This is a genomic window from Kribbella sp. NPDC003505 (genome assembly GCF_040610875.1).
Classification (GTDB): domain Bacteria; phylum Actinomycetota; class Actinomycetes; order Propionibacteriales; family Kribbellaceae; genus Kribbella.
The window spans coordinates 98,469-116,539 of record NZ_JBEXNA010000015.1; the positions used below are offsets into that span (position 1 = coordinate 98,469).

19 protein-coding genes are annotated in these 18,071 nt (G+C 69.4%); 5 read left to right on the plus strand and 14 right to left on the minus strand.

Annotated features, from left to right (window positions below):
* Positions 1-68 precede the first annotated feature (68 nt).
* The 5 genes from ABZX12_RS37880 to ABZX12_RS37900 all read right to left on the minus strand — a co-directional run bounded on the left by ABZX12_RS37880 (position 69) and on the right by ABZX12_RS37900 (position 5,654).
* Positions 69-1,121: a transcriptional regulator gene (locus ABZX12_RS37880; RefSeq protein ID WP_355700288.1), complete on the minus strand. Its 1,053-nt coding sequence runs from the start codon at positions 1,119-1,121 to the stop codon at positions 69-71.
* A 3-nt stretch (positions 1,122-1,124) separates the two neighbouring features.
* Positions 1,125-1,754 carry a zf-HC2 domain-containing protein gene (locus ABZX12_RS37885; protein ID WP_355700289.1) on the minus strand — a complete coding sequence of 210 codons (630 nt, stop codon included), beginning with the start codon at positions 1,752-1,754 and terminating at the stop codon, positions 1,125-1,127.
* Positions 1,751-2,449 carry an RNA polymerase sigma factor SigE gene (gene sigE, locus ABZX12_RS37890; protein ID WP_355700290.1) on the minus strand — a complete coding sequence of 233 codons (699 nt, stop codon included), beginning with the start codon at positions 2,447-2,449 and terminating at the stop codon, positions 1,751-1,753. The genes ABZX12_RS37885 and sigE overlap by 4 nt, the downstream gene beginning before the upstream one ends.
* A gap of 159 nt (positions 2,450-2,608) precedes the next feature.
* A complete protein-coding gene (locus tag ABZX12_RS37895; RefSeq protein WP_355700291.1) occupies positions 2,609-2,830 on the minus strand; it encodes a biotin/lipoyl-binding carrier protein in 222 nt (73 codons plus the stop codon).
* Between the two features lie 64 nt (positions 2,831-2,894).
* The gene (locus ABZX12_RS37900; protein WP_355700292.1) at positions 2,895-5,654 is read right to left on the minus strand and encodes a sugar-binding protein; all 2,760 of its coding nucleotides are present in this window, start codon (positions 5,652-5,654) and stop codon (positions 2,895-2,897) included.
* A gap of 100 nt (positions 5,655-5,754) precedes the next feature.
* Between ABZX12_RS37900 and ABZX12_RS37905 the strand changes: the two genes are divergently transcribed.
* Complete coding sequence (locus tag ABZX12_RS37905; protein WP_355700293.1) at positions 5,755-6,750, plus strand: LacI family DNA-binding transcriptional regulator; 996 nt, start codon at positions 5,755-5,757, stop codon at positions 6,748-6,750.
* On the opposite strand, the gene ABZX12_RS37910 is transcribed toward ABZX12_RS37905, so the two are convergent.
* The 5 genes from ABZX12_RS37910 to ABZX12_RS37930 all read right to left on the minus strand — a co-directional run bounded on the left by ABZX12_RS37910 (position 6,723) and on the right by ABZX12_RS37930 (position 11,423).
* Positions 6,723-7,592, minus strand: a complete 870-nt coding sequence (locus ABZX12_RS37910; RefSeq protein WP_355700294.1) for an NAD(P)-dependent oxidoreductase — start codon at positions 7,590-7,592, stop codon at positions 6,723-6,725. The two genes, ABZX12_RS37905 and ABZX12_RS37910, sit on opposite strands and share 28 nt — an antisense overlap.
* On the minus strand, positions 7,589-8,461 hold the full coding sequence (locus ABZX12_RS37915) for a carbohydrate ABC transporter permease (protein WP_355700295.1): 873 nt from the start codon (positions 8,459-8,461) through the stop codon (positions 7,589-7,591). The genes ABZX12_RS37910 and ABZX12_RS37915 overlap by 4 nt, the downstream gene beginning before the upstream one ends.
* Entirely contained in the window at positions 8,458-9,417 is a 960-nt protein-coding gene (locus ABZX12_RS37920; RefSeq protein ID WP_355700296.1) for a sugar ABC transporter permease, read from the minus strand. Before ABZX12_RS37920 ends, ABZX12_RS37915 begins: the two co-directional genes overlap by 4 nt.
* Position 9,418: 1 nt before the next feature.
* Positions 9,419-10,780 carry an extracellular solute-binding protein gene (locus ABZX12_RS37925; RefSeq protein ID WP_355700297.1) on the minus strand — a complete coding sequence of 454 codons (1,362 nt, stop codon included), beginning with the start codon at positions 10,778-10,780 and terminating at the stop codon, positions 9,419-9,421.
* Between the two features lie 112 nt (positions 10,781-10,892).
* Positions 10,893-11,423: a CGNR zinc finger domain-containing protein gene (locus ABZX12_RS37930; RefSeq protein ID WP_355700298.1), complete on the minus strand. Its 531-nt coding sequence runs from the start codon at positions 11,421-11,423 to the stop codon at positions 10,893-10,895.
* 76 nt (positions 11,424-11,499) lie between these two features.
* Here ABZX12_RS37930 and ABZX12_RS37935 point away from each other — a divergent pair, with 76 nt between their 5' ends.
* Together ABZX12_RS37935 and ABZX12_RS37940 are read left to right on the plus strand one after the other, a co-directional pair.
* Positions 11,500-12,669, plus strand: a complete 1,170-nt coding sequence (locus ABZX12_RS37935) for an MFS transporter (protein ID WP_355700299.1) — start codon at positions 11,500-11,502, stop codon at positions 12,667-12,669.
* Positions 12,662-13,249, plus strand: a complete 588-nt coding sequence (locus ABZX12_RS37940; protein WP_355700300.1) for a GNAT family N-acetyltransferase — start codon at positions 12,662-12,664, stop codon at positions 13,247-13,249. Before ABZX12_RS37935 ends, ABZX12_RS37940 begins: the two co-directional genes overlap by 8 nt.
* Here the strand turns inward: ABZX12_RS37940 and ABZX12_RS37945 are convergent.
* Entirely contained in the window at positions 13,236-14,099 is an 864-nt protein-coding gene (locus ABZX12_RS37945) for an SIS domain-containing protein (protein WP_355700301.1), read from the minus strand. The genes ABZX12_RS37940 and ABZX12_RS37945 overlap by 14 nt on opposite strands.
* A gap of 119 nt (positions 14,100-14,218) precedes the next feature.
* On the opposite strand from ABZX12_RS37945, the gene ABZX12_RS37950 reads away from it, so the two are divergent.
* Both ABZX12_RS37950 and ABZX12_RS37955 read left to right on the plus strand, forming a co-directional pair.
* Complete coding sequence (locus ABZX12_RS37950; RefSeq protein ID WP_355700302.1) at positions 14,219-15,001, plus strand: DeoR/GlpR family DNA-binding transcription regulator; 783 nt, start codon at positions 14,219-14,221, stop codon at positions 14,999-15,001.
* A 148-nt stretch (positions 15,002-15,149) separates the two neighbouring features.
* Positions 15,150-15,839, plus strand: coding sequence for an O-methyltransferase (locus tag ABZX12_RS37955; protein WP_355700303.1), 690 nt, complete (start codon positions 15,150-15,152; stop codon positions 15,837-15,839).
* 3 nt (positions 15,840-15,842) lie between these two features.
* Here ABZX12_RS37955 and ABZX12_RS37960 read toward each other — a convergent pair whose 3' ends face one another.
* From ABZX12_RS37960 to ABZX12_RS37970, 3 genes are read right to left on the minus strand one after another with little or no spacing between them, the layout of a single operon-like run.
* On the minus strand, positions 15,843-16,565 hold the full coding sequence (locus tag ABZX12_RS37960; RefSeq protein WP_355700304.1) for an alpha/beta hydrolase: 723 nt from the start codon (positions 16,563-16,565) through the stop codon (positions 15,843-15,845).
* A complete protein-coding gene (locus ABZX12_RS37965) occupies positions 16,562-17,557 on the minus strand; it encodes an amidohydrolase family protein (RefSeq protein ID WP_355700305.1) in 996 nt (331 codons plus the stop codon). The genes ABZX12_RS37960 and ABZX12_RS37965 overlap by 4 nt, the downstream gene beginning before the upstream one ends.
* The gene (locus ABZX12_RS37970) at positions 17,554-18,069 is read right to left on the minus strand and encodes a 3-hydroxyanthranilate 3,4-dioxygenase (RefSeq protein ID WP_355700306.1); all 516 of its coding nucleotides are present in this window, start codon (positions 18,067-18,069) and stop codon (positions 17,554-17,556) included. Before ABZX12_RS37970 ends, ABZX12_RS37965 begins: the two co-directional genes overlap by 4 nt.
* Between the last annotated feature and the right edge of the window lie 2 nt (positions 18,070-18,071).

Sequence of the window (18,071 nt, forward strand, 5' to 3'; positions counted from 1 at the left end):
CCCGCCTCACATCGTCGTGGTCGTCGGTGGAGCCCCCCGGCGGTAACCGGAGGAGGTTCCGTCTTCGATTATCCCAGCTTCGGCGAAAGTGCACCCATCGGAGTGAGCCAGGTCGCGATTTTGGCCAGCCCGGTGCCCAGCCGCTGGATCGCGCTCAGCTTGACCGGCAGCTCGTGCGGGAACGATCGAACGACCTGCCCGAGTTGGTCGGGCGGCAGGTCCCCGATCAGCGTGTAGACGATGCCCCCGGAGGACCAGACGACGTACGACGGCATGCCGTAGCGCACGTAGACACCCGGGCTGTCGGTGGCGCTGAAGCCCTCCACGGCCGCCGGGTCCAGTGCGCCGCGCTGCTCGAACAGCGAGACGTTGAACAGGCCGTCCGAGTACGAGAACTGCAGGGAGCCGTTGGAGGTGTCCTGGTGGACGTCGTAGAGCTTGAGGGCGGCGGGCAACTCCGGCGCGCAGACCCAGCCCTCGGAACGCAGGTGGCCGACCTTGCCCATGCCGACCGCCTCGACGCCGCTGGGCACCGTCGGCGGCAGGTGGCTGAGGAACTCCGAGCTCTCGATCTCCAGCTCGGTGAAGACGGTGGCTCGCACCATCGTCTTGCCGTCCGCACTGAACAGCTGACGCTGCAGCAGCAGCCCGGAGGCCTTGTCGATCCAGAATTTGGCTGCCAGCGTCTGGTCACTCCGCAGCGCCTCGACGAGCACGGCGCTGCGGCCGATGAGGTCGGTGCAGCACTTGTCGACCAGCTGGTACGTCGCTTGCAGCAACGCCAACGGTCCGCCGTCGACGGCCGCGTCCGTGGTGGTGGCGCGCTGCACGAACGCCTTGGCGCCTGGAACCGAGGAGCCGAGCACACTGATCTCGGAGCCCTGCGACGCCGCGTGCAGGATGTCCAGCATCGCGGAGCTCGAGCCCTGCGGTCCCCAGGAGGTGATGATCTGCGTGCCGTGGTACGAGACGTGGTTCGGTGCCGCAGCCGCGCGTTGCAGCCAACTGACCGCGGTCGGCGAGTCCGCCTTCGTCAGCGCCGGTACGGCGACCGCTGAGGTGGGCAGGCCGAAGCCGATCAGAGCGGTGCTGACCAGGACAGCGAGCCGGGACAGGCTCACCGGTCAGCGTCCTGTCAGGGCCACCGGGCGCAGCGTCGGGTTCAGCCCGGCGTACCCCGCGCCGTTGTAGGAGTTCAGCAGCGCGACCGGGTCCGCGAACGGCGCACCGCTGCTGGTGCTCGCGTGGTCCGACGAGAAGCTCGCAACCGGGGGCTGCAGCGTCGGGGGCTGCTCCGAGCGGGCCGGGTCGCCGACGACGAACGCCGTACCGAGCAGGGAGGCGACCGCGGCGGCCGAGCCGGCCGCGCCGAGGACACCGGCGCGGCGACGGGACCGGGTGCCGCGGGCGGTTCCGGGCCGGGTGCCACCGGTATTGCCACCGGTATTGCCACCCGTATTGCGCCCGGCCGGGAACGCGGACCGCTGCGGGAACAGGCTGACCGGCGTGATCACCGGGCGGACCTCTTCGCGCGGCTCGGTCGAGAACGACGAGACACCCATCAGGCGCTGCATCAGGTCGGTGGACGGATCCGGCGACTCCAGCGCGGCCATCCGCGCCTTGACCCGGCGCTGCGCGTCCACCTCGGCACGACACGTGTCGCAGCCGACCAGGTGGCTCAGGACCTTGTCACGGGAGTCGTGGTCCAGCTGGCCGTCGACCACGGCGCTCAGCTTGTCGAGCGGGTGCGTCATGCGAGGTCACCCCCGTCGCCGAAGAAGCCGCCGTCGACGGGCGGGCCGCCGACCCGGGTCTGGCCGGAGCGCGGGGCGCGGTGCTCGAGGTGTTTGCGCAGCATCGACCGGCCGCGGTGGATGCGGCTGCGGACGGTGCCGAGCTTCACGTCCAGGACGTCCGCGATCTCGTCGTACGTCATGCCCTCGATGTCGCACAGCACGACGGCGGCGCGGAAGTCCTCGGGCAGCGCGTCGAGCGCGTCCTGGACGTCGTGGTCGAACAGGTCGGAGTCCAGCTTCTCGGCCGGGCCCTCGCCCTTGGCCGGCAGCCGGTCGTGAGCGTCCTCGGGCAGGCCGTCGAACCGGATCCGCTGCTTGCGGCGGGCGCCGTCGAGGAACAGGTTCGTGGTGATGCGGTAGAGCCAGCCCTCGAACGTGCCCGGCGTGTACGACGACAGCGAGCGGAAGACCCGGACGAACACTTCCTGGGTCAGGTCCTCGGCGTCGTGCTTGTTACCGGTCAGCCGGTACGCGAGGCGGTAGACGCGCGCCGAGTGGGTGCGGACGATCTCGTCCCACGAGGGCAGCGCATCCGGTCCGTCCGGCACCTGCTGGGGTGCGGGGACCGACCGCCCGGACGACACGGCCGGGGTGTCGAACGGCTTCACCGCGACGCCTCCCTGGGTCCTCTCGGCAATGAGCGTGAAGGCCATGGTGCCGCGGTCACCGTCCTCTGCGCACGTCGGGAGAACCCGGGTTCGACCCTGAGTTCCGTGGGTTCGCTGTACGTCGGCTCAACGCGGCGCCCCGGCCGGAAGTTCCCGGCCGGTGCCCTCACTACCCAAGACGCCTCAGAGGTCATTTCGGTTGAACTATGTCTCCTCGATCACAGCGATCGGGTCGCCGTCGCGGACGACCTCGCCCTCGGCGACCTTCAGCTCGGAGACGGTGCCGGCCACCTCGGCCAGCACCGGGATCTCCATCTTCATCGACTCCAGGATGACCAGTGTGTCGTCCGGGCCCACCGTGTCCCCGGCCTTGGCGGTGACCTTCAGCACGTTGGCCACCAGCTCGGCCAGCACGGTGTGACTCAACTCGCACTCCTCCCGGTCCCGGAATCCCTGGCCCGATCCTAGGCGGACCGGGCCAGGGCGCCGGTCAGGGGGCGGCAGCCGGGTCCAGCTGGACGGCGTTGAACAGCGCCGGGTTCTTGGTCTCGGCGACGCCCTTGCCCCAGGTCAGCCAGCCGCGCCGCCCGGTGCCGTCGTTCTCGTTGAGCACGACGGTGGCCGACAGCAGCCGGTCCTCGGCGGCGAACCCGAGTGTGCTCCACGGCACGGCGATCTCATACGTCGTGGTGTGCGCGGCCTCGTCCCGCACGACCTTGGCCTGGACGCCGGGCGGCGTACCGGTCCGGGAGGTCGGCGTCCAGCGCCAGGTGTCGACCGGACCGGCGTCTGTGAGGGCCACACCGATCTCCTGGGTGCTTGTGGCCTCACCGGGCGCACCGGCCGTCATACCGAGCTGGATCCCGTCTCCGCCCCAGATGTTGCCGGCGCGGTTCGGCTGGGAGAACACGTCGTCGGTGACCTTGGCAGACAGGTACAGGTTCTGGTCGTCGTGCGTGAGCCACAAGGACCCGGACAGGTCGCTGGGCCCACCCCATCCCGTCACCGGTGGCGTACCCGTGCCTTCCAGCGCGATGGCGGGCTGCCTGGCCACCGCTGGGTCGATGGCACCGTCCAGCGTGACCGTATGGCGTTTCGCGACCGTCGGCGCAGCGACCGGTACGAGCTTGCCGGAGGTCTTGATGTCGGCCAGGCCGGTGCGCCTGAGGTTCGCAGACCAGGTCGACGCGTCCGGGAGCGGGACGTCGGCCTGCACAGTGGCGTGCGCGGCCACCGTGGTGTCGGCCAGCAGCGTTCCGGCCGCTGTACCGGACTCCCAGTCCAGCCCAGCGATCGGTAGGTCGTGTGACGAAGCGTTGGTGACGCGGAAGCGGAGCAGACCCTGTCCGCTGCCGTTGAGCACGTGGGACCCTGTGACGGACAGCGGTGGGGTGGCCGTGCCCGTGGCAGAAATGACCGCGACCGCATGGCCGTCGACTGTCACTGTGGCCGAGTAAGTGCGCGGTCCCGTGGACTCCTGTGCCGGGTAGGTCACCGCTGCAGTGGCCGTCGCGCCCGGCGCGACCGAGCCACTGCTCTCGACACCACCCGCGGAGACCGTGAACGCATGCGTGACCGAGTCCGGATTGGTGAACGTCAGCGTGCCGCCGGCCGGGTCACCGGCGATCTCCGGGCCGACCGACATCGCGAAGCGGCCGGACGGCAGCATCGGTCCGGTGATCGCGCCCTTCAGATAGACCGGGTCCGGTCCAGCGGTCACCCAGACGTGTCCGCCCGCATCCGCTGTCAGTGTCGTCTCGACGCCGTACAGGTTGGTCACCTGGACGGTCGAGCCGGCAGGTGCCGTGGCAGCGACCACTCCTGGCGTGGCGGACCAGACGGCGTGGACGCTCTGACCACCTCCCGCGTTGAACGCCACGTCGTACCCGTTGCTGCCGAAGCGGGTCTGGCCGATCAGCGGGAGCTCGTCGATCTGACGAGCGAGGACGGCGGTCGCGACGTACGACGGCTTGGGTACCAGCGCGCCACGCGCGTCGAGCCGGTTGCGCACCAGGCCGAACCGGTGCTCGACGTTGGACGGGTCGGTGCCCGAGTCCATGAAGTTGTAGGAGCTGTAGCGCGCCACACCGTTGCCGTACGCAAGCAGGTTGCCGCGCACCAGGTCACGCGCCTGGGCCGGTTCGGAGACCGCGCTGGGGTTCGTGCCCGTCGCCCAGCCCTGTTCGCTGATGTAGATCGGCTTGGTCGAGCCGTGCGCCGCCATGATGGACCGGATCGTGTTGACGTAGGTGACCGAGGCCTCCGGGTCGAGCGGCTGGACGTACGGGTGGATGGTCACCGCGTCCACGTAGTCCAGCCCGCCGAGGTCGGCGAACTTGGTGAACCAGCCCTGCCAGTCGTTGATGACCGCCAGCGACGGACCGGTCAGCTTCACGTCCGGGTGCTTCGCCCGCACCGCGGCGCTCACCATCTTCAGCAATGCGACGTAGTTCTCCGGGCTGGCCTTGGCAGCGCCGTTCGGGTCTCGCAGGTTCCACTCGTTCCACAGCTCGTACGTCGTGTGCTCGGTCCCCCACTGGTCGACGGCCGCGACGGCGTATCGGGTGAACGCAGCACGCTGCTCGTCGGTGGCGGGCGCCTCGTCCGGGTAGTACAGCGTGTTCCCGTAGTCGAGGATGTTCAGGAAGTCGATGTTGTTGGCGTCCAGCGCGGCCTTGTAGTCCTTGTACCGCTGCGGGAACTGGATCACCCCCTTGGTGGTCTCCGCGGCCGACCAGAAAGCCTCGTCGCGGTCGGTGGAGATCCCGCCGTTGGCCATCAGCGGTACGGCGTCCAGCCCCGGATTGGCCGCACCCCCGAACGCCAGCGCGCCGGCGACACCGATCCGGGTGTCGGTGGAGGTCGAGAAGTCGTGCGGCGTCAGTACGGCGAAGTCGGTGCCGCCGAGCGTCGTCGTACCGTCGGCACCGGCCGCTGCCAGGTCGGTCTGGTACCAGCCGGGCGTACTGATCGGCAGGGTGAGCTGTCCGTTGAGCGTGGCGGCCGGCGCGGAGCCCTTGGCCACTTCGGTGCCACCCGCGTCGCGGACCGTCCAGCTGACGGTGGTGGCGTCGGTACTGAAGCCCAGCCGCACCTGCTGCCCGACAGTGAACGTGTTGCCCACCGTGGTCGGCGTGATCGTCAGCGTCGGCGCAGCGGTCGTCGCGGCGCGAGCAGGTGTCTGGAGTACGGCGGCCAGCAGCACGCCGGCCGCGAGAAGACTGACTGCGCCGGAGCGGCGACGGGTCATGAAGTTCTCCTCCCAAAGGAAGCGAAAGCGGTTTCGCAAATCACACCCTGATACCCCGCGGGACCCGTGTCAACGGCTCGGAGCTGACTACGATGAGCACATGGCCGATCAGGTGATCACGCTGTCCGACGTCGCCGCCGCGGCCGGGGTGTCGCTGTCGACGGCCTCCAAGGCGCTGAACGGCACCGACCGGATCTCGGAAGCCACACGGGAGCACGTCCGCACGACCGCGGACCGGCTCGGCTTCCGGCACAACGCCCTGGCCCGCTCGTTCGCCCGCGGCCGCAGCCAGACGATCGGCGTGCTCACCCATCGCGCCTCGAACCCGTTCACCCGCGTGGTGCTGGCCACCGCCGCGACCGAGCTCGGCGCCAAGGAGCAGGCCATCCTGCTGTACGACGCCCGGATCGGCGACCGCGACGTCACCGAGTCGATCCTGCAGCTGCGGGCCCGCCGGATCGACGGCGTGATCGTGATCGGCACCGGCACGTCGTTCCCGAGCCCGTCGCTGACCAGCCGCTTCGACGTCCCGGTGATCTACGCGTTCACGTTCACCGAGGACCCGGACGACGTCACGATCACCGCCGACGACCAGGAGATCGGCCGGCTCGCGATCCGGCACCTGTTGTCGAAGGGCCGCCGGCGGATCGCCCACATCACCGCGGAGCCGCATGACAACGCCGCCCAGCGCCGCGCGGCCGGCGCCGAGGAGGTCCTGGCGGAGGCCGGACTGCAGTGGGCGAGCCCGGTGCGCTTCGGGCGCTGGCGCGAGGACTGGGGTGAGGAGGCGGTCGCCGAGCTGCTGGCCGAGGCGCCGGACGTGGACGCGATCTTCTGCGGCAGCGACGCGATCGGCCGCGGCGCCGAGCGTGCCGTCCGGGCGTCCGGCCGGGACGTGCCGGGCGACGTCGCGCTGATCGGCGTCGACAACTGGGAGCAGCTGATGCACGACCAGCGGGTCTCCCGGCACCTCACCACGATCGACGTCGGCCTCGAGGAGATCGGCCGGCAGGTGGCGGCCCATCTCCTCGACCCGGATCCGCAGCCCGGCGTCCGCTACGTCACCCCTCAGGTCGTGACCGCGAAGACCACCTGATCCTCGTCGTGGATCGAGTACTGCGGCACGAACCCGAGCAACTCCCGGGCTCGCGTGGTGTCGACCAGGCCCGCACGCCCCCGCACCGGCCGTCGCAGCGGCACGTTCGGGGCGTACTCGCGCAGCAGCTCGTCGGTCGGCCGGTCGATGAGGATGTCGTCCGCCGCGAGGCCGACCACGTGCGCGCCGGCGGCCGGTGATTCCAGCGCGGCGACGACCGCCCGGATGCCGTCCCGCAGGTCCAGGTACGCCCAGCCTTCCCGGGCCATTCCGGACGGATCACGCTCGACCATCGTGCGAAACCTGAACAGCTCCTCGCGGCTCTTCACGAGCGGGAAGCGCAGGGCGATCACGTTGGTCCCCCAGCGTCGCCACGCCATCCGGGCGCTCTGCTCGTCGACGCTCTTGGACAGCGAATACGCGTCGGCGATGTCGGCCTCCACCTCCTCGTCGAGCGGGTAGTACGCCGGCTCCACGTCGTTGACGTTCATCGGGACGCCGAACGCGTTGATGCTGCTCGCGATGACGGCCCGGCCGACGCCGGCCTGCCCCGCCTGGGCGAGCACGTTGAACGTCGCGGCGACGTTGTTCTCGAACACCTCCTCCGGCGTCCCCAGGCTGGGATGCGGGATCGCGGCCAGATGCAGTACGGCGTCCACACCGTCGAGTGCCGCGGCCACATCACCCGCAGACCGCGCGTCGCCGACCAGCGCGCGGTCCGCCGTACTGCTGTGGTCGTAGCGCAGCGACAGACCGGTGACGTCGTATCCGGCGGCGTGCAGGCCGTCCACCGCGGCACGGCCGATCGAGCCGTCCGCCCCGGTGACGAGAACGCGTTTCACGCCTTGATCCCCCCAGACAGGCCCACGCCACGCAGAAATGCTCGCTGGAAGACCAGGAACAGCAGCACGGGGATCAGCAGCGCCAGGAACAGGCCTGCCAACTGGATGTTGAGCTCCGTCACCTTGGCGATCTTCGGCAACGCCACCGAGACCGGCTGCAGATCCGGATTGGTCAGCACCAGCAGGGGCCACAGGTAGTCCTTCCAGGAGGAGATGATGCTGAGCAGCACGACCACACCGAGGATCGGTCGGGACAGCGGGAGCACCAGCGAGGTGAACACGCGCACCGAGCCGGCGCCGTCGATCCGGGCGGCTTCGAAGTACTCCCGGGGGATGCCGTCGAAGAACCGCTTCACGATCAGGACGTTGAACGCACTGGCCGCGGGCGGCAGCCAGACCGCCCAGAACGTGTTGGTCAGGTTGGTGTGCACCACAGGTACTTTCAGCACGGTCAGGTACAGCGGTACGAGCGAGACGATGTGCGGTACGAAGAGCGTGGCCAGGATCGCCGCCGAGAGCAGCGCGCCCCAGCGCGGCCGCAGCACGCTCAGCACATAGCCGGCCGTCGTACAGACGATCAGCGACGCCAGCGCCGTACCCGCCGCGATCATGGCGGTGTTGCCGAGGTAGTAGCCGATGTGGCCCTGTTGCCAGGCGGTGGCGAGGTTTCCCCACTGCACCTGACCGGACGGGAACCACGCGAGCGGCGACCGGATGCTGTCCTGCGTCGGCGAGATCGCTGCCTTCAGCAACCACAGCAGCGGGCCGAGTCCGGCCACCAGTAGTCCGAGCAGGACGACCACCTGGCCGATGACGAACGGCACACGAATCCGGGTCAGCTTGCGGTCCGAGTCCGACAGCACACTCATGCGGTACTCCAGCCACGCGTGGCCAGCTGGAAGACCGCCGACAGTACGGCGAGAGCCAGCGCCAGGAGGACGCTCAGCGCAGTGGCTGCACCGTAGTCGCCGTTGACGAAGGCGTAGTTGTAGATGAGCAGCAGAATCGTCATCGTCGACCCCTGTGGTCCACCGCCGGTGAAGAGCAGTGGCTCGGTGAACAGTTGCATCGTTCCGATCACCTGCAGGAGCAGCATCAGCAACAGGACGCTGCGCAGGTGCGGCAACATGACGTGCCACACCCGGCGTACCACTCCGGCGCCGTCCAGCTCGGCCGCCTCGTAGAGGTCCTGGCGCACGGAGGTCAACGCGGCCAGGTAGATGATCACAGCGTTGCCCGCACCCGCCCATGTCGCTTCCAGCACGATCGACGGCATCGCCGACGACGGACTGTCCAGCCAGAGGTACGGTCCGAGCCCGACGTGACCGAGGATCGTGTTGAACATCCCACTGGGCGCCGGGTCGTAGAAGAACCTCCAGAGCAGGATGGCGACCACTGGGGGCGTGATGACCGGCAGGTAGGCGAGTGTGCTGTAGAACCACGTCCTGCCACGCAGCTCCGACAGGAACATGGCCAGCAGCACCGGGACCGGGAAGCCGAACAGCAACGCCAGCAGGGTGAACCAGAGCGTGTTGAGGGACGCCTGCCCGACCGCGGGGTCGGTCAGCACGTACCGGAAGTTCTCCAGCCCGACCCACTTCACCGGGTCGACGAGATTGGTCTGCTGGACGCTCATCACCAGGCCCTTGACGATCGGGCCCCAGGAGAACACCAGGAAGACCAGGAGCACCGGCAGCGCGAACAGCACTGCCGGCACACCGTTGCGAACTCGCTGCAGGTACATCCGGTTCAACCGTCGCCGCGCACCGGCGTCCCGGCTGGTCGCCGGGACGCCGGTGGGACGGGCGGTCGTTGTGGTCGGCAACTCAGCGCCCCAGCTTCGCGTTCACCGTGCCCGCGGCCTTGGTCAGCAGGGCCGGGATGTCGGCCTTCGCGTTCCCCAGGACGGTCTGCACGACCGGATCGAGCGCGGCGTACACCTCCTGAGCCTTCACCGGCGGCTCAGGGATGATCTTCTGGTCGGCCGCCACCTTCGTGTACGGCGCGAAGTTCTCCAGCGGCACGTTGACGTACGGCTTGATCCAGGACTGGTACGTCGACCACTGGTCCGCGTTGACCACCGGAAGACCCGGAGTGCCGACCGGCAGCTTCGCCGCCACGCCGTTCTTGGCGCTCGTCACGGCCGCGTCCTGGTTCACGTACTTGTTCAGGTAGGCGAACTTGATCCACTTGATCGCCGCCGCCTTCTCGGCGTCCGTCGCGTTCGGGCTGACGATCTGGACACTGCCGCCGCTGAGCGTGCCCTGGTCACCGCCCTGCTGCGGCATCGGACCGATCCCGAACGCCGAGGACTTGAGGCCGTTCGTCTGGACCAGCGTGCGGTACTGGTCCGGCGCCGCCATGTACATGCCGATCTTGCCGGCCGCGAACGCCTTGGAGATGCCGTCCATGTCGTAGAGCACTGCCTGGCCCATCGACTTGTCGGTCCACTTCATGTCGTGCAGCAGCTGCAGCGCGGCCTTCGACGGCGCGTCGTCGAACGTCGCCTTGCTGCCGTCCTCGTTCTCGATCGAGCCGCCGAACGCGTACGTCTGGGTGGTGAACATCCAGCCGCCGGTGTTGTTCGTGGTCATCTGCGCGTAGCCGGCCTGCCCGGTCTTCTGTGCGATCTGCTTGGCGTCCGCCCGTAGCTCGTCCCAGGTCGCCGGCGGCTTGTCCGGGTCCAGGCCGGCCTTCTTGAACAGGTCGCGGTTGTAGATCAGGCCGATCGAGTAGGCAGCGGTTGGCACGGCGTACACGTTGCCGGACTGGTCCTGGCCGATCTTGAGCACGTTCGGGTTCAGCTCGTCCAGCAGGCCGTCGTCCTTGAGCACCTTGGTCAGGTCGGCGACCTGCTTGCGGGCGATCAGGCCCTGCGGCTCGGTGAACGGCACGTTGAGCACGTCCGGCAGCTGCCCGCCGGCCGCCTGCGCCTGGAACGTGGTCGCGTCCCAGATGGTCTCCACCGGATTCAGCTTGATGTCCGGGTTGGCTTGCTGGAAATCGGCGACCTTCTTGTCGAAGGACGCCCGGTTGGCGGGATCGGAACTGCTCGGGCGGTCACCGACCGTGAGCGTCACCTGCCCCGGGGAACTGGAACCGCCGCCGGACGACGGCGCGCTGGAGCAGGCCACGAGCAAGAACGGCACGGAAAGCCCTGCAGCACAACGGATGGCAAACCTGTTCATCGGAACTCCTCTGCGGGGATGGCGATCGGCAAGCCGACCGTTCCGCAGAGTAGCGCAAGCGCTTTCGCAAAGACCAGACCTCGGGCGAAACTGGTTTCGCTCCCGCTGGAATTCAGCCCTGACGGGCGCGGTACGACGCAACCCGGGTGCGGCTAGAGCACCGCGGTGTGCAGAACCGCCGCGGGCGCTTCTCCGCGGCGTTGGCGAACACCCGCTCACAGTCGGCCGCGGCACACACGGCGAGCGCCTTGAACCCGTGCCCGGCCACGAAGCTCGCCAGCCCGAGAGCGGTCGTCGCGGCCAGCCACTCGGCCCACGTGGCTCCGGGCTTGGCCACGTGCAGGTGCCACGGCGATCCGTCATGGTCGGACAGGTACGGGCGCACGGCGTACTCCTCGAGCAACTCGTTGAGCACCCGGGCCGCCGTCGCGGGATCGGCGTGGAACACCGGCCGGACCCGCTCCCGGACGACCCGGACCGCCACCAGATCGGCCTCGTCGAGCGTGATCGGGTCGGACTCGCCGTGCTCGAGGAGGAACTCACGCACCGCGGCCGGCGAGGTCAGGCGCTCCGGCGACAGCGTGCGGGTGTTCACCAGGTCGACCGCGAGCCGCACCAAGCGGTCGGGGGCCGGAATGTCCACACCTTCTCCTCGTCGTAACGTATTTGCTAGCGTAACGCGTAACACTGATCTTCACGTAACAGGAGGCGGCCGCGGCGTGTTCAGCTACTACCTGGCCGCGACCCTCGCCCGGTTCGCCGACGAGATGGTCGCCTTCACGCTCGTCCTCCTCGTGCTGGACCGCACCGACAGTCCCGCACTCGCCGGCCTCACCGGCGCGGCGTACGCCCTCCCGGCGATCATCACCGGCCCGTTGCTCGGCGCCTGGCTCGACCGGACGCCGCACCGCCGGAGCGCACTCGCAGCAAACCAGGCAACACTGGCTGCCGTCATGATCGCGCTGTTGCTGGTCGCCGGGAACAGCCCGCCCTGGATCGCGCCCGCCCTCGCGGCGGTCGCCGGAGCCACACTGCCGATGGTGAGCGGCGGATTCACGAGCATGCTGCCCAGCCTGTTCCGTCCGGATCGCCTGGCCCGCGCCAACTCGTTCGAGTCGGTGAGCTTCAGCGCTGCGGCAATCGCGGGACCGGCCACCGCGGCCACGATCACTGCCGCGGTCTCGGTCGACGCGGCCGTCGTGGTGATCGTCGGCGCCGCCGGACTCAGCATCGTCGCGATCAGCCGGCTGCCCGCGCTGCCACCGAGCGGGGCCGGTGGCGAGCCGTTCCTGGTGTCTGTCGTCGGCGGTCTCCGCCACCTCGCACACACCCCGCGCCTGCGTGCCTCGACGATCACGACGACCCTGCTCATGGGCTTCACCGGCATGCTGCTGATCGCACTGCCCCTGCACATGGTGGAGCTCGGCCGGCCGGAGTCCGCGGCCGGCTACCTGTGGACAGCGGTCGAGCTCGGCAGCGTCACCACAGCCCTCCTCCTCGGCCGGCTGCAGTCGCGCTGGCCACCGGAGCATGTCGTGATGCTGTCCGCGAGCGCTTACGGCCTGGCTCTCATCACGTGGCCGCTCGCGCCTTCGCTCGCCGTCCTGCTCGTGCTCGCGCTTCTTGCCGGGCTCCTCGAAGGTCCTACGCTGCCCGCGATGTTCGCCGCGCGGCAGCGGTACAGCCCGGCGTCCCTGCAGGGCCGCGTCAGCACCACGGCCGCCAGCCTTCGCGTCGGTGCGTCCGCGCTGGGCCAGGCCACGGGCGGCCTGCTCGTACCGGTCCTCGGCACCCGGACAGCCCTGCTGGTCGTAGGTGGCGGGCTCATGGTCGCCGCGGGACTCGGTCGCCTGTCCACCCTCAACACGAAGGTTCCCGCGCATGCTTGACGCCTGGGTCCATGGCTGGACCATCTCCCGCAACACCCCTGCGCCAGTGCGCCTGGCGAGTGGCTACCGCATTGACGTAGGCCTCCCGGGCCACGCAGTCCGGTACGTGCTGCACGCGTACGACGCCGCCCTGGTCGACGGGCTGCGCCAACCCGACACGTGGGTCAAGGTCCGCGGCTCAGTCGCACTGGATACCCGCTGGGAGGTGCAGCCGCCGGAGTACCTCATGACGAGCGCCTTGAGCGCCGCGCCAGCTGCGGTGCCGCCGTCGTACGAGCTGACGCACACGCGCCGTGGCTCCGTCCTCGATGTGGCAGTGACAGCGGCCGACGGCTCCATAGCCGCACGTGGCAAGGCCGCGCTCGCCGGAGACGCTGCCGTGTTCGACCAGATCGAGACGTCACCGGAGCATCGCCGGCGTGGACTTGGCCGCAGCGTCATGACCGCCTTGGCGAGCGCTGCGCAGTACGCCGGCGCGACGGCCGGCGTACTGGTGGCAACGGAGGACGGACGGGCGCTCTACACCGCCTTGGGATGGACGCTCGACGCGCCCATGACCGCTGCGGTCAGCCGAGGATGACCGAGCGGGACAGGCTGCGCGGCTGGTCCGGGTTGAGACCGAGGGCCAGGGACTTGGCGACGGCGACGCGCTGAGCGACGACGAGGGACGCCATCGGGTCCAGATCGGCGTGGTGCACGATCGTCGCGCCGGTGGCCGCAACGTCGTCCAGCAGACCGGCAGGCGCTTCGCCGAAGATCCAGACACCGCGGCCGGGCTGGGCGATGGCGATCGGACCGTGCCGGTAGTCCATTGCCGGGTAGGCCTCGGTCCACGCCGACGCGGCCTCACGCTGCTTGAGCGCGGCCTCGTGCGCCAGGCCGACGGTCCAGCGCGTGCCGACGTACGTGACCTGCTCGAGCTTGGCCAGGTCGTCGACATCGACGGTCAGTGCGGTCTGAGCGTCCGCAGCGGCCTTCGAGAGGTCCTCACCGAGCGACGCACGCAGCAGCGCCAGCGTCGTGGTCGCGAACCGGGTCTGTACGACGGACTGCTCGTCGGCGAAGTCCAGCAGGATGGTCTGGTCGGCCAGGTCGAAGATCGGCGAGCCTGCGGTCGCGGTGATCGCCACGGTCGGCAGGTCGGTGGCCCGGATCAGGTCGAGCACCTCGGTCGTCGTCCCGGAGCGGCTGATCACCACGATCGCGTCGTACGACCGGCCGGCCGGGAACTCCGAGCCGGCGAACGCATCGGTCTCGCCCTGGCCAAGGTCCTCCCGGAGCGCGGCGTAGGCCATCGCCATGAACCACGACGTGCCGCAGCCGACGGCTGCGACCCGCTGACCGGCCTTCGGAAGCGCACCGCCGTACTGCGCGAAACCGTCCGAGACCTGTCGCCAGAGGTCTGGTTGACTGGCGATCTCAGTGCTCACAAAAGGCGTCTGGGTCATGTCGTCTCCGCACTTGTCATGGTCGAAACTGCTCGAACGTGATCGAATGGTGCCAACCAGCCGCCATCCGGCTGACCGATTGTGTGAAGGAGGAGCCCCGGGTGAAGCGTTATGAACGCCTCAACACCTTGCTCGAGTCGCTCGCCGAGAAGGGCGCCATCGACGTCGACGAGCTCGCCGAGCAGTTGCACGTGTCCGCGGCGACCATCAGGCGTGACCTGGACCATCTGGGCAAGCAGCAGCTCCTCACCCGGACCCGCGGCGGCGCGGTCGCCAACGCGGTGTCGTACGACCTGCCGCTGCGCTACAAGACTGCGCGTTTCGCGTCCGAGAAGCAGCGGATCGCGCAGGCCGCGGCCACGCTGGTCCGGCGCGGCATGGTGATCGGCATGAACGGCGGCACCACGATCTCCGAGGTGGCGCGGACGCTGGCCACCCGGCCGGAGCTGTCCGCGGAGCACGGCGAGCCGGCCTTCACGCTCGTCACGAACGCGCTGAACATCGCCAACGAGCTGATCGTCCGGCCGCACGTGAAGATGGTGCTGACCGGCGGCGTGGCGCGTCCGCAGTCCTACGAGATGATCGGCCCGCTGTCGCACCGGATCCTGTCCGACCTGTCCCTGGACATCGCCTTCATCGGCGTCGACGGGATCGACGAGACCGGCGCCACCGCCCACCACGAGGGCGAGGCGAACATCAACCAGCTGATCGTCAGCCGGGCCGCGAAGGTGGTCGTGGTCGCGGACTCCTCCAAGCTCGGGCAGCGTGCCTTCGCCCGGATCTGCGAGCTGAGCGAGATCGACACCCTCGTCACCGACGCCCAGGCCGACGAGACCCAGCTCGCCGTCTTCAAGGAAGCCGGTATCGACGTCATCCGCGCCTGATCTCACTCCACACCTCCCTCACCAGGTGAGTCGCGTCTCGTTGAGACGATCATATCTGATCAGGGCAAGGTTGTTATGAGCAAGACTGCGCAGCCTCCGCGCGTGCGTCACGGAAAGCGGACCTCCAACCGCTAGGCTTCGGTTCAGCATGGGTACCGCAGCCGCACATCACTTCGCTGACCACTGGGAGGACGCCATCGCCACCGGCATCGACCCGACGTCCTGGGCGTACGCCGAGGACTACACCGGTGAGGACGAGGTCGTCACCGGTGCGCGGGCGAGCGCCGCGGACAGCGGTGTCGCCCCGATCGGCCCGGGTGCGGCCGCCGCGCTGAGCCTGCTCGCCGCCGGCGTGGGCGCGAAGGCGGTCGTCGAGATCGGCACCGGGACCGGCGTCTCCGGGCTCGCGCTGCTGCGCGGGATGCGGTCCGACGGCACCCTCACCACGGTCGACATCGACGCGGAGAACCAGCGGCTGGCGCGCAAGACGTTCCTGGACGCGGGCGTCGCGTCGAACCGGTTCCGCCTGATCGCCGGCGCCGGGCTGGACGTCGTCACCCGGCTCACCGACGGTCACTACGACCTGGTCTTCTGCGACGCGGACCGGCGCGAGAACACGGCGTACCTGCACGAGGCGCTCCGGCTGCTCCGCCCCGGCGGCATCGTCGCCTTCGCCGGCATCCTCACCGGCGGCCGGGTCGCCGACCCCGCCCACCGCGACCCCGACACGATGGCCCTGCGGGACCTGATCCGCGCCGTCCGCGACGACGACAACCTGGTCTCCGCCCTCCTCCCCACCTCCGACGGCCTCCTCACCGCCGCCAAACGCCTGAAGTAGCGGCTAGCTCGTCAGGCGGGTCAGTTCGGTGGTTACTTCGTGCCAGGGGTCGGACTGGGGGTCTATCAGTTCGTAGTGGCCGCAGTGCGGGACGCGGTGGAAGTGGGCCGTGGGGTGGGCGGAGAAGTAGGACTCGGTGACGGCGATGGGGACGACGGTGTCGTTCACGCCGTGGATGAGGGTGACGGGGGCGATGGAGGCCGGGAGGTGGACCGGGTCCAGGTCGTTGCGGACTCCGCCGCCGATGAAGGCCTGGACGGCGCTGTCGCCGATCATGCGCTGGTCGGCCATCAACAGGTCGGCCACAGGGGCGAGGGCGAGGACAGCGCGTAGCCGGACCGGGTTGAGGGTGGAGGCCGCCCACAGCGCCAGCTGGCCGCCTGCGGAGTGCCCCATCAGCACGTAACCCGCGTGGACGTCCACGAGGTCGGGCAGCGCGTCCAGCGCCGTACGGATGTCGGCGGTGGTGGTGTCCGGGTTGCCGGGCTCGCGGCGGTACTCGACGGACAGGACCGGCCAGCCGAGGTCGGACAGCGCCGCGCCCAGTGAGCGGGCGTGCACCCGGTCGTACTCCGGCCGCCAGAAGCCGCCGTGCAGGAAGACGATCAGCGGCCGGTACTCCTTCGCGGGCCAGTAGTCGATCACCTGGTCCGCGTGGTCGCCGTACCGCAGTTCCTGGTCCGGTTCCGGCGCCTTGCGCGACAGTACCGATCGGTCCTCACTCATTCAGACCTCCCGAGATAACGCAGGGCGTTCGACGTCAGCACCTTGTGCTGCTGCTCCGCGGTCAGGAAGCCGGCCTTCCGTACCACCTCCCCGACCGGCCGCTCACCCAGTGGATAGGGATAGTCACTGCCGACCAGAACGCGGTCTTCCCCCAAGGTATCGACAAGAAGCCGCAAAGGCGCTGATTCGAACACGACCGTGTCGACCATGATCCGGTCCAGGTACGCCGACGGTGGATGCTCGGAGCAACCACGGACCACGTCGCCGCGCCGGTGCCAGGCGTTCTCCAGCCGCCCCAGCCAGAACGCGAAACTCCCGCCGCCGTGGGCGAAACAGATCCGCAGCGACGGCGGCAACCGGTCGAACGCGCCGCCGAGGATCATCGCCAGCAACGACAGATGGGTCTCGGCAGGCATCCCGGTCAGCCAGCGCGCCATCCAGCGATCCAGCCGCGGGCCGCCCGGCATGTCCCACGGGTGCACCAGCACCGGCGTACCGGTCGCGGCGCAATGGTTGAGGAAGGCAACGATCCCGGCATCGTCCAGATCCTTGTCGCCGACGTGGTTGCCGATCTCCACCCCCACATGACCGGCCGCGCGGCACCGGTCCAGCTCGGCGCAGGCCAGGTCCGGATCCTGCAGCGGCACCTGGCAGAACGGCACGAACCGGTCGTCGCCGGCCAGCGTCTCCAGGGTGAGGTCGTTGAAGATCTCGGCCAGCTTCACGGCCTGCGCCGCGGGACGCTCGTATCCGAAGAACACCGGGGTCGGCGACACCACCTGCACATCGATGCCGTCGGCATCCATATCGGCGCGCCGGACGGCCGGATCCCAGGCCTGCGGGCCGATCGGGCGGAACTCCGTCGAGCCGACCATGATCATCGCGGCCCGCTCGGAGTCGATCCGCAGCCACGGCCACCCGTCGCCACCGCACGCCGCCGCGAGGTCCGGCCAGCCGTGGGGTACCAGGTGGGTGTGGACGTCGACGGTCATTTGCCCGGGTGCACCGTGCCGCAGTTCGGGCAGGTGCGGGCTTCCTCGCTGTCGTAGAACGCGTTGAAGACCGGCGGCAGGTCCGCGACGATGTCGGTGACCTGGAGCTCGACCTCGTGGACGATCCCGTTGCAGTTGCCGCAGTACCAGCGGAACTTCTCCAGCACCCCGGGCTCCCGGACCCGCTCGATCACCAGGCCGATCGAGTCCGGGCCGCGCTGCGGCGAGTGCGGCATGTTCCGCGGCAGCACCCACATCTCACCGGCGTTCACCGCGACGGTCGCCGGTCCGTCCTCGGTCATCACGTTGACCCGGAGCTCGCCGGAGATCTGGTAGAAGAACTCCTCGTACGGGTCGACGTGGAAGTCGGTGCGCTGGTTCGGGCCGCCGACCACCATCGTGATGAAGTCGTCCCCGGTCGGGAACATCTGCTTGTTGCCGACCGGCGGCTTCAGCAGGTGCTTGTTCTCCTCGATCCACTGCGGGAAGTTCGTCGACTCCAGGTTGACCATGT

Coding starts and splice junctions, on each gene's coding strand:
- ABZX12_RS37885 (WP_355700289.1), bottom strand. CDS start 1,754: ATGACGCACCCGCTCGACAAGCTGAGCGCCGTGGTCGACGGCCAGCTG.
- sigE (WP_355700290.1), bottom strand. CDS start 2,449: ATGGCCTTCACGCTCATTGCCGAGAGGACCCAGGGAGGCGTCGCGGTG.
- ABZX12_RS37900 (WP_355700292.1), bottom strand. CDS start 5,654: ATGACCCGTCGCCGCTCCGGCGCAGTCAGTCTTCTCGCGGCCGGCGTG.
- ABZX12_RS37905 (WP_355700293.1), top strand. CDS start 5,755: ATGGCCGATCAGGTGATCACGCTGTCCGACGTCGCCGCCGCGGCCGGG.
- ABZX12_RS37915 (WP_355700295.1), bottom strand. CDS start 8,461: ATGAGTGTGCTGTCGGACTCGGACCGCAAGCTGACCCGGATTCGTGTG.
- ABZX12_RS37925 (WP_355700297.1), bottom strand. CDS start 10,780: ATGAACAGGTTTGCCATCCGTTGTGCTGCAGGGCTTTCCGTGCCGTTC.
- ABZX12_RS37940 (WP_355700300.1), top strand. CDS start 12,662: ATGCTTGACGCCTGGGTCCATGGCTGGACCATCTCCCGCAACACCCCT.
- ABZX12_RS37955 (WP_355700303.1), top strand. CDS start 15,150: ATGGGTACCGCAGCCGCACATCACTTCGCTGACCACTGGGAGGACGCC.
- ABZX12_RS37960 (WP_355700304.1), bottom strand. CDS start 16,565: ATGAGTGAGGACCGATCGGTACTGTCGCGCAAGGCGCCGGAACCGGAC.
- ABZX12_RS37965 (WP_355700305.1), bottom strand. CDS start 17,557: ATGACCGTCGACGTCCACACCCACCTGGTACCCCACGGCTGGCCGGAC.
- ABZX12_RS37970 (WP_355700306.1), bottom strand. CDS start 18,069: ATGGTCAACCTGGAGTCGACGAACTTCCCGCAGTGGATCGAGGAGAAC.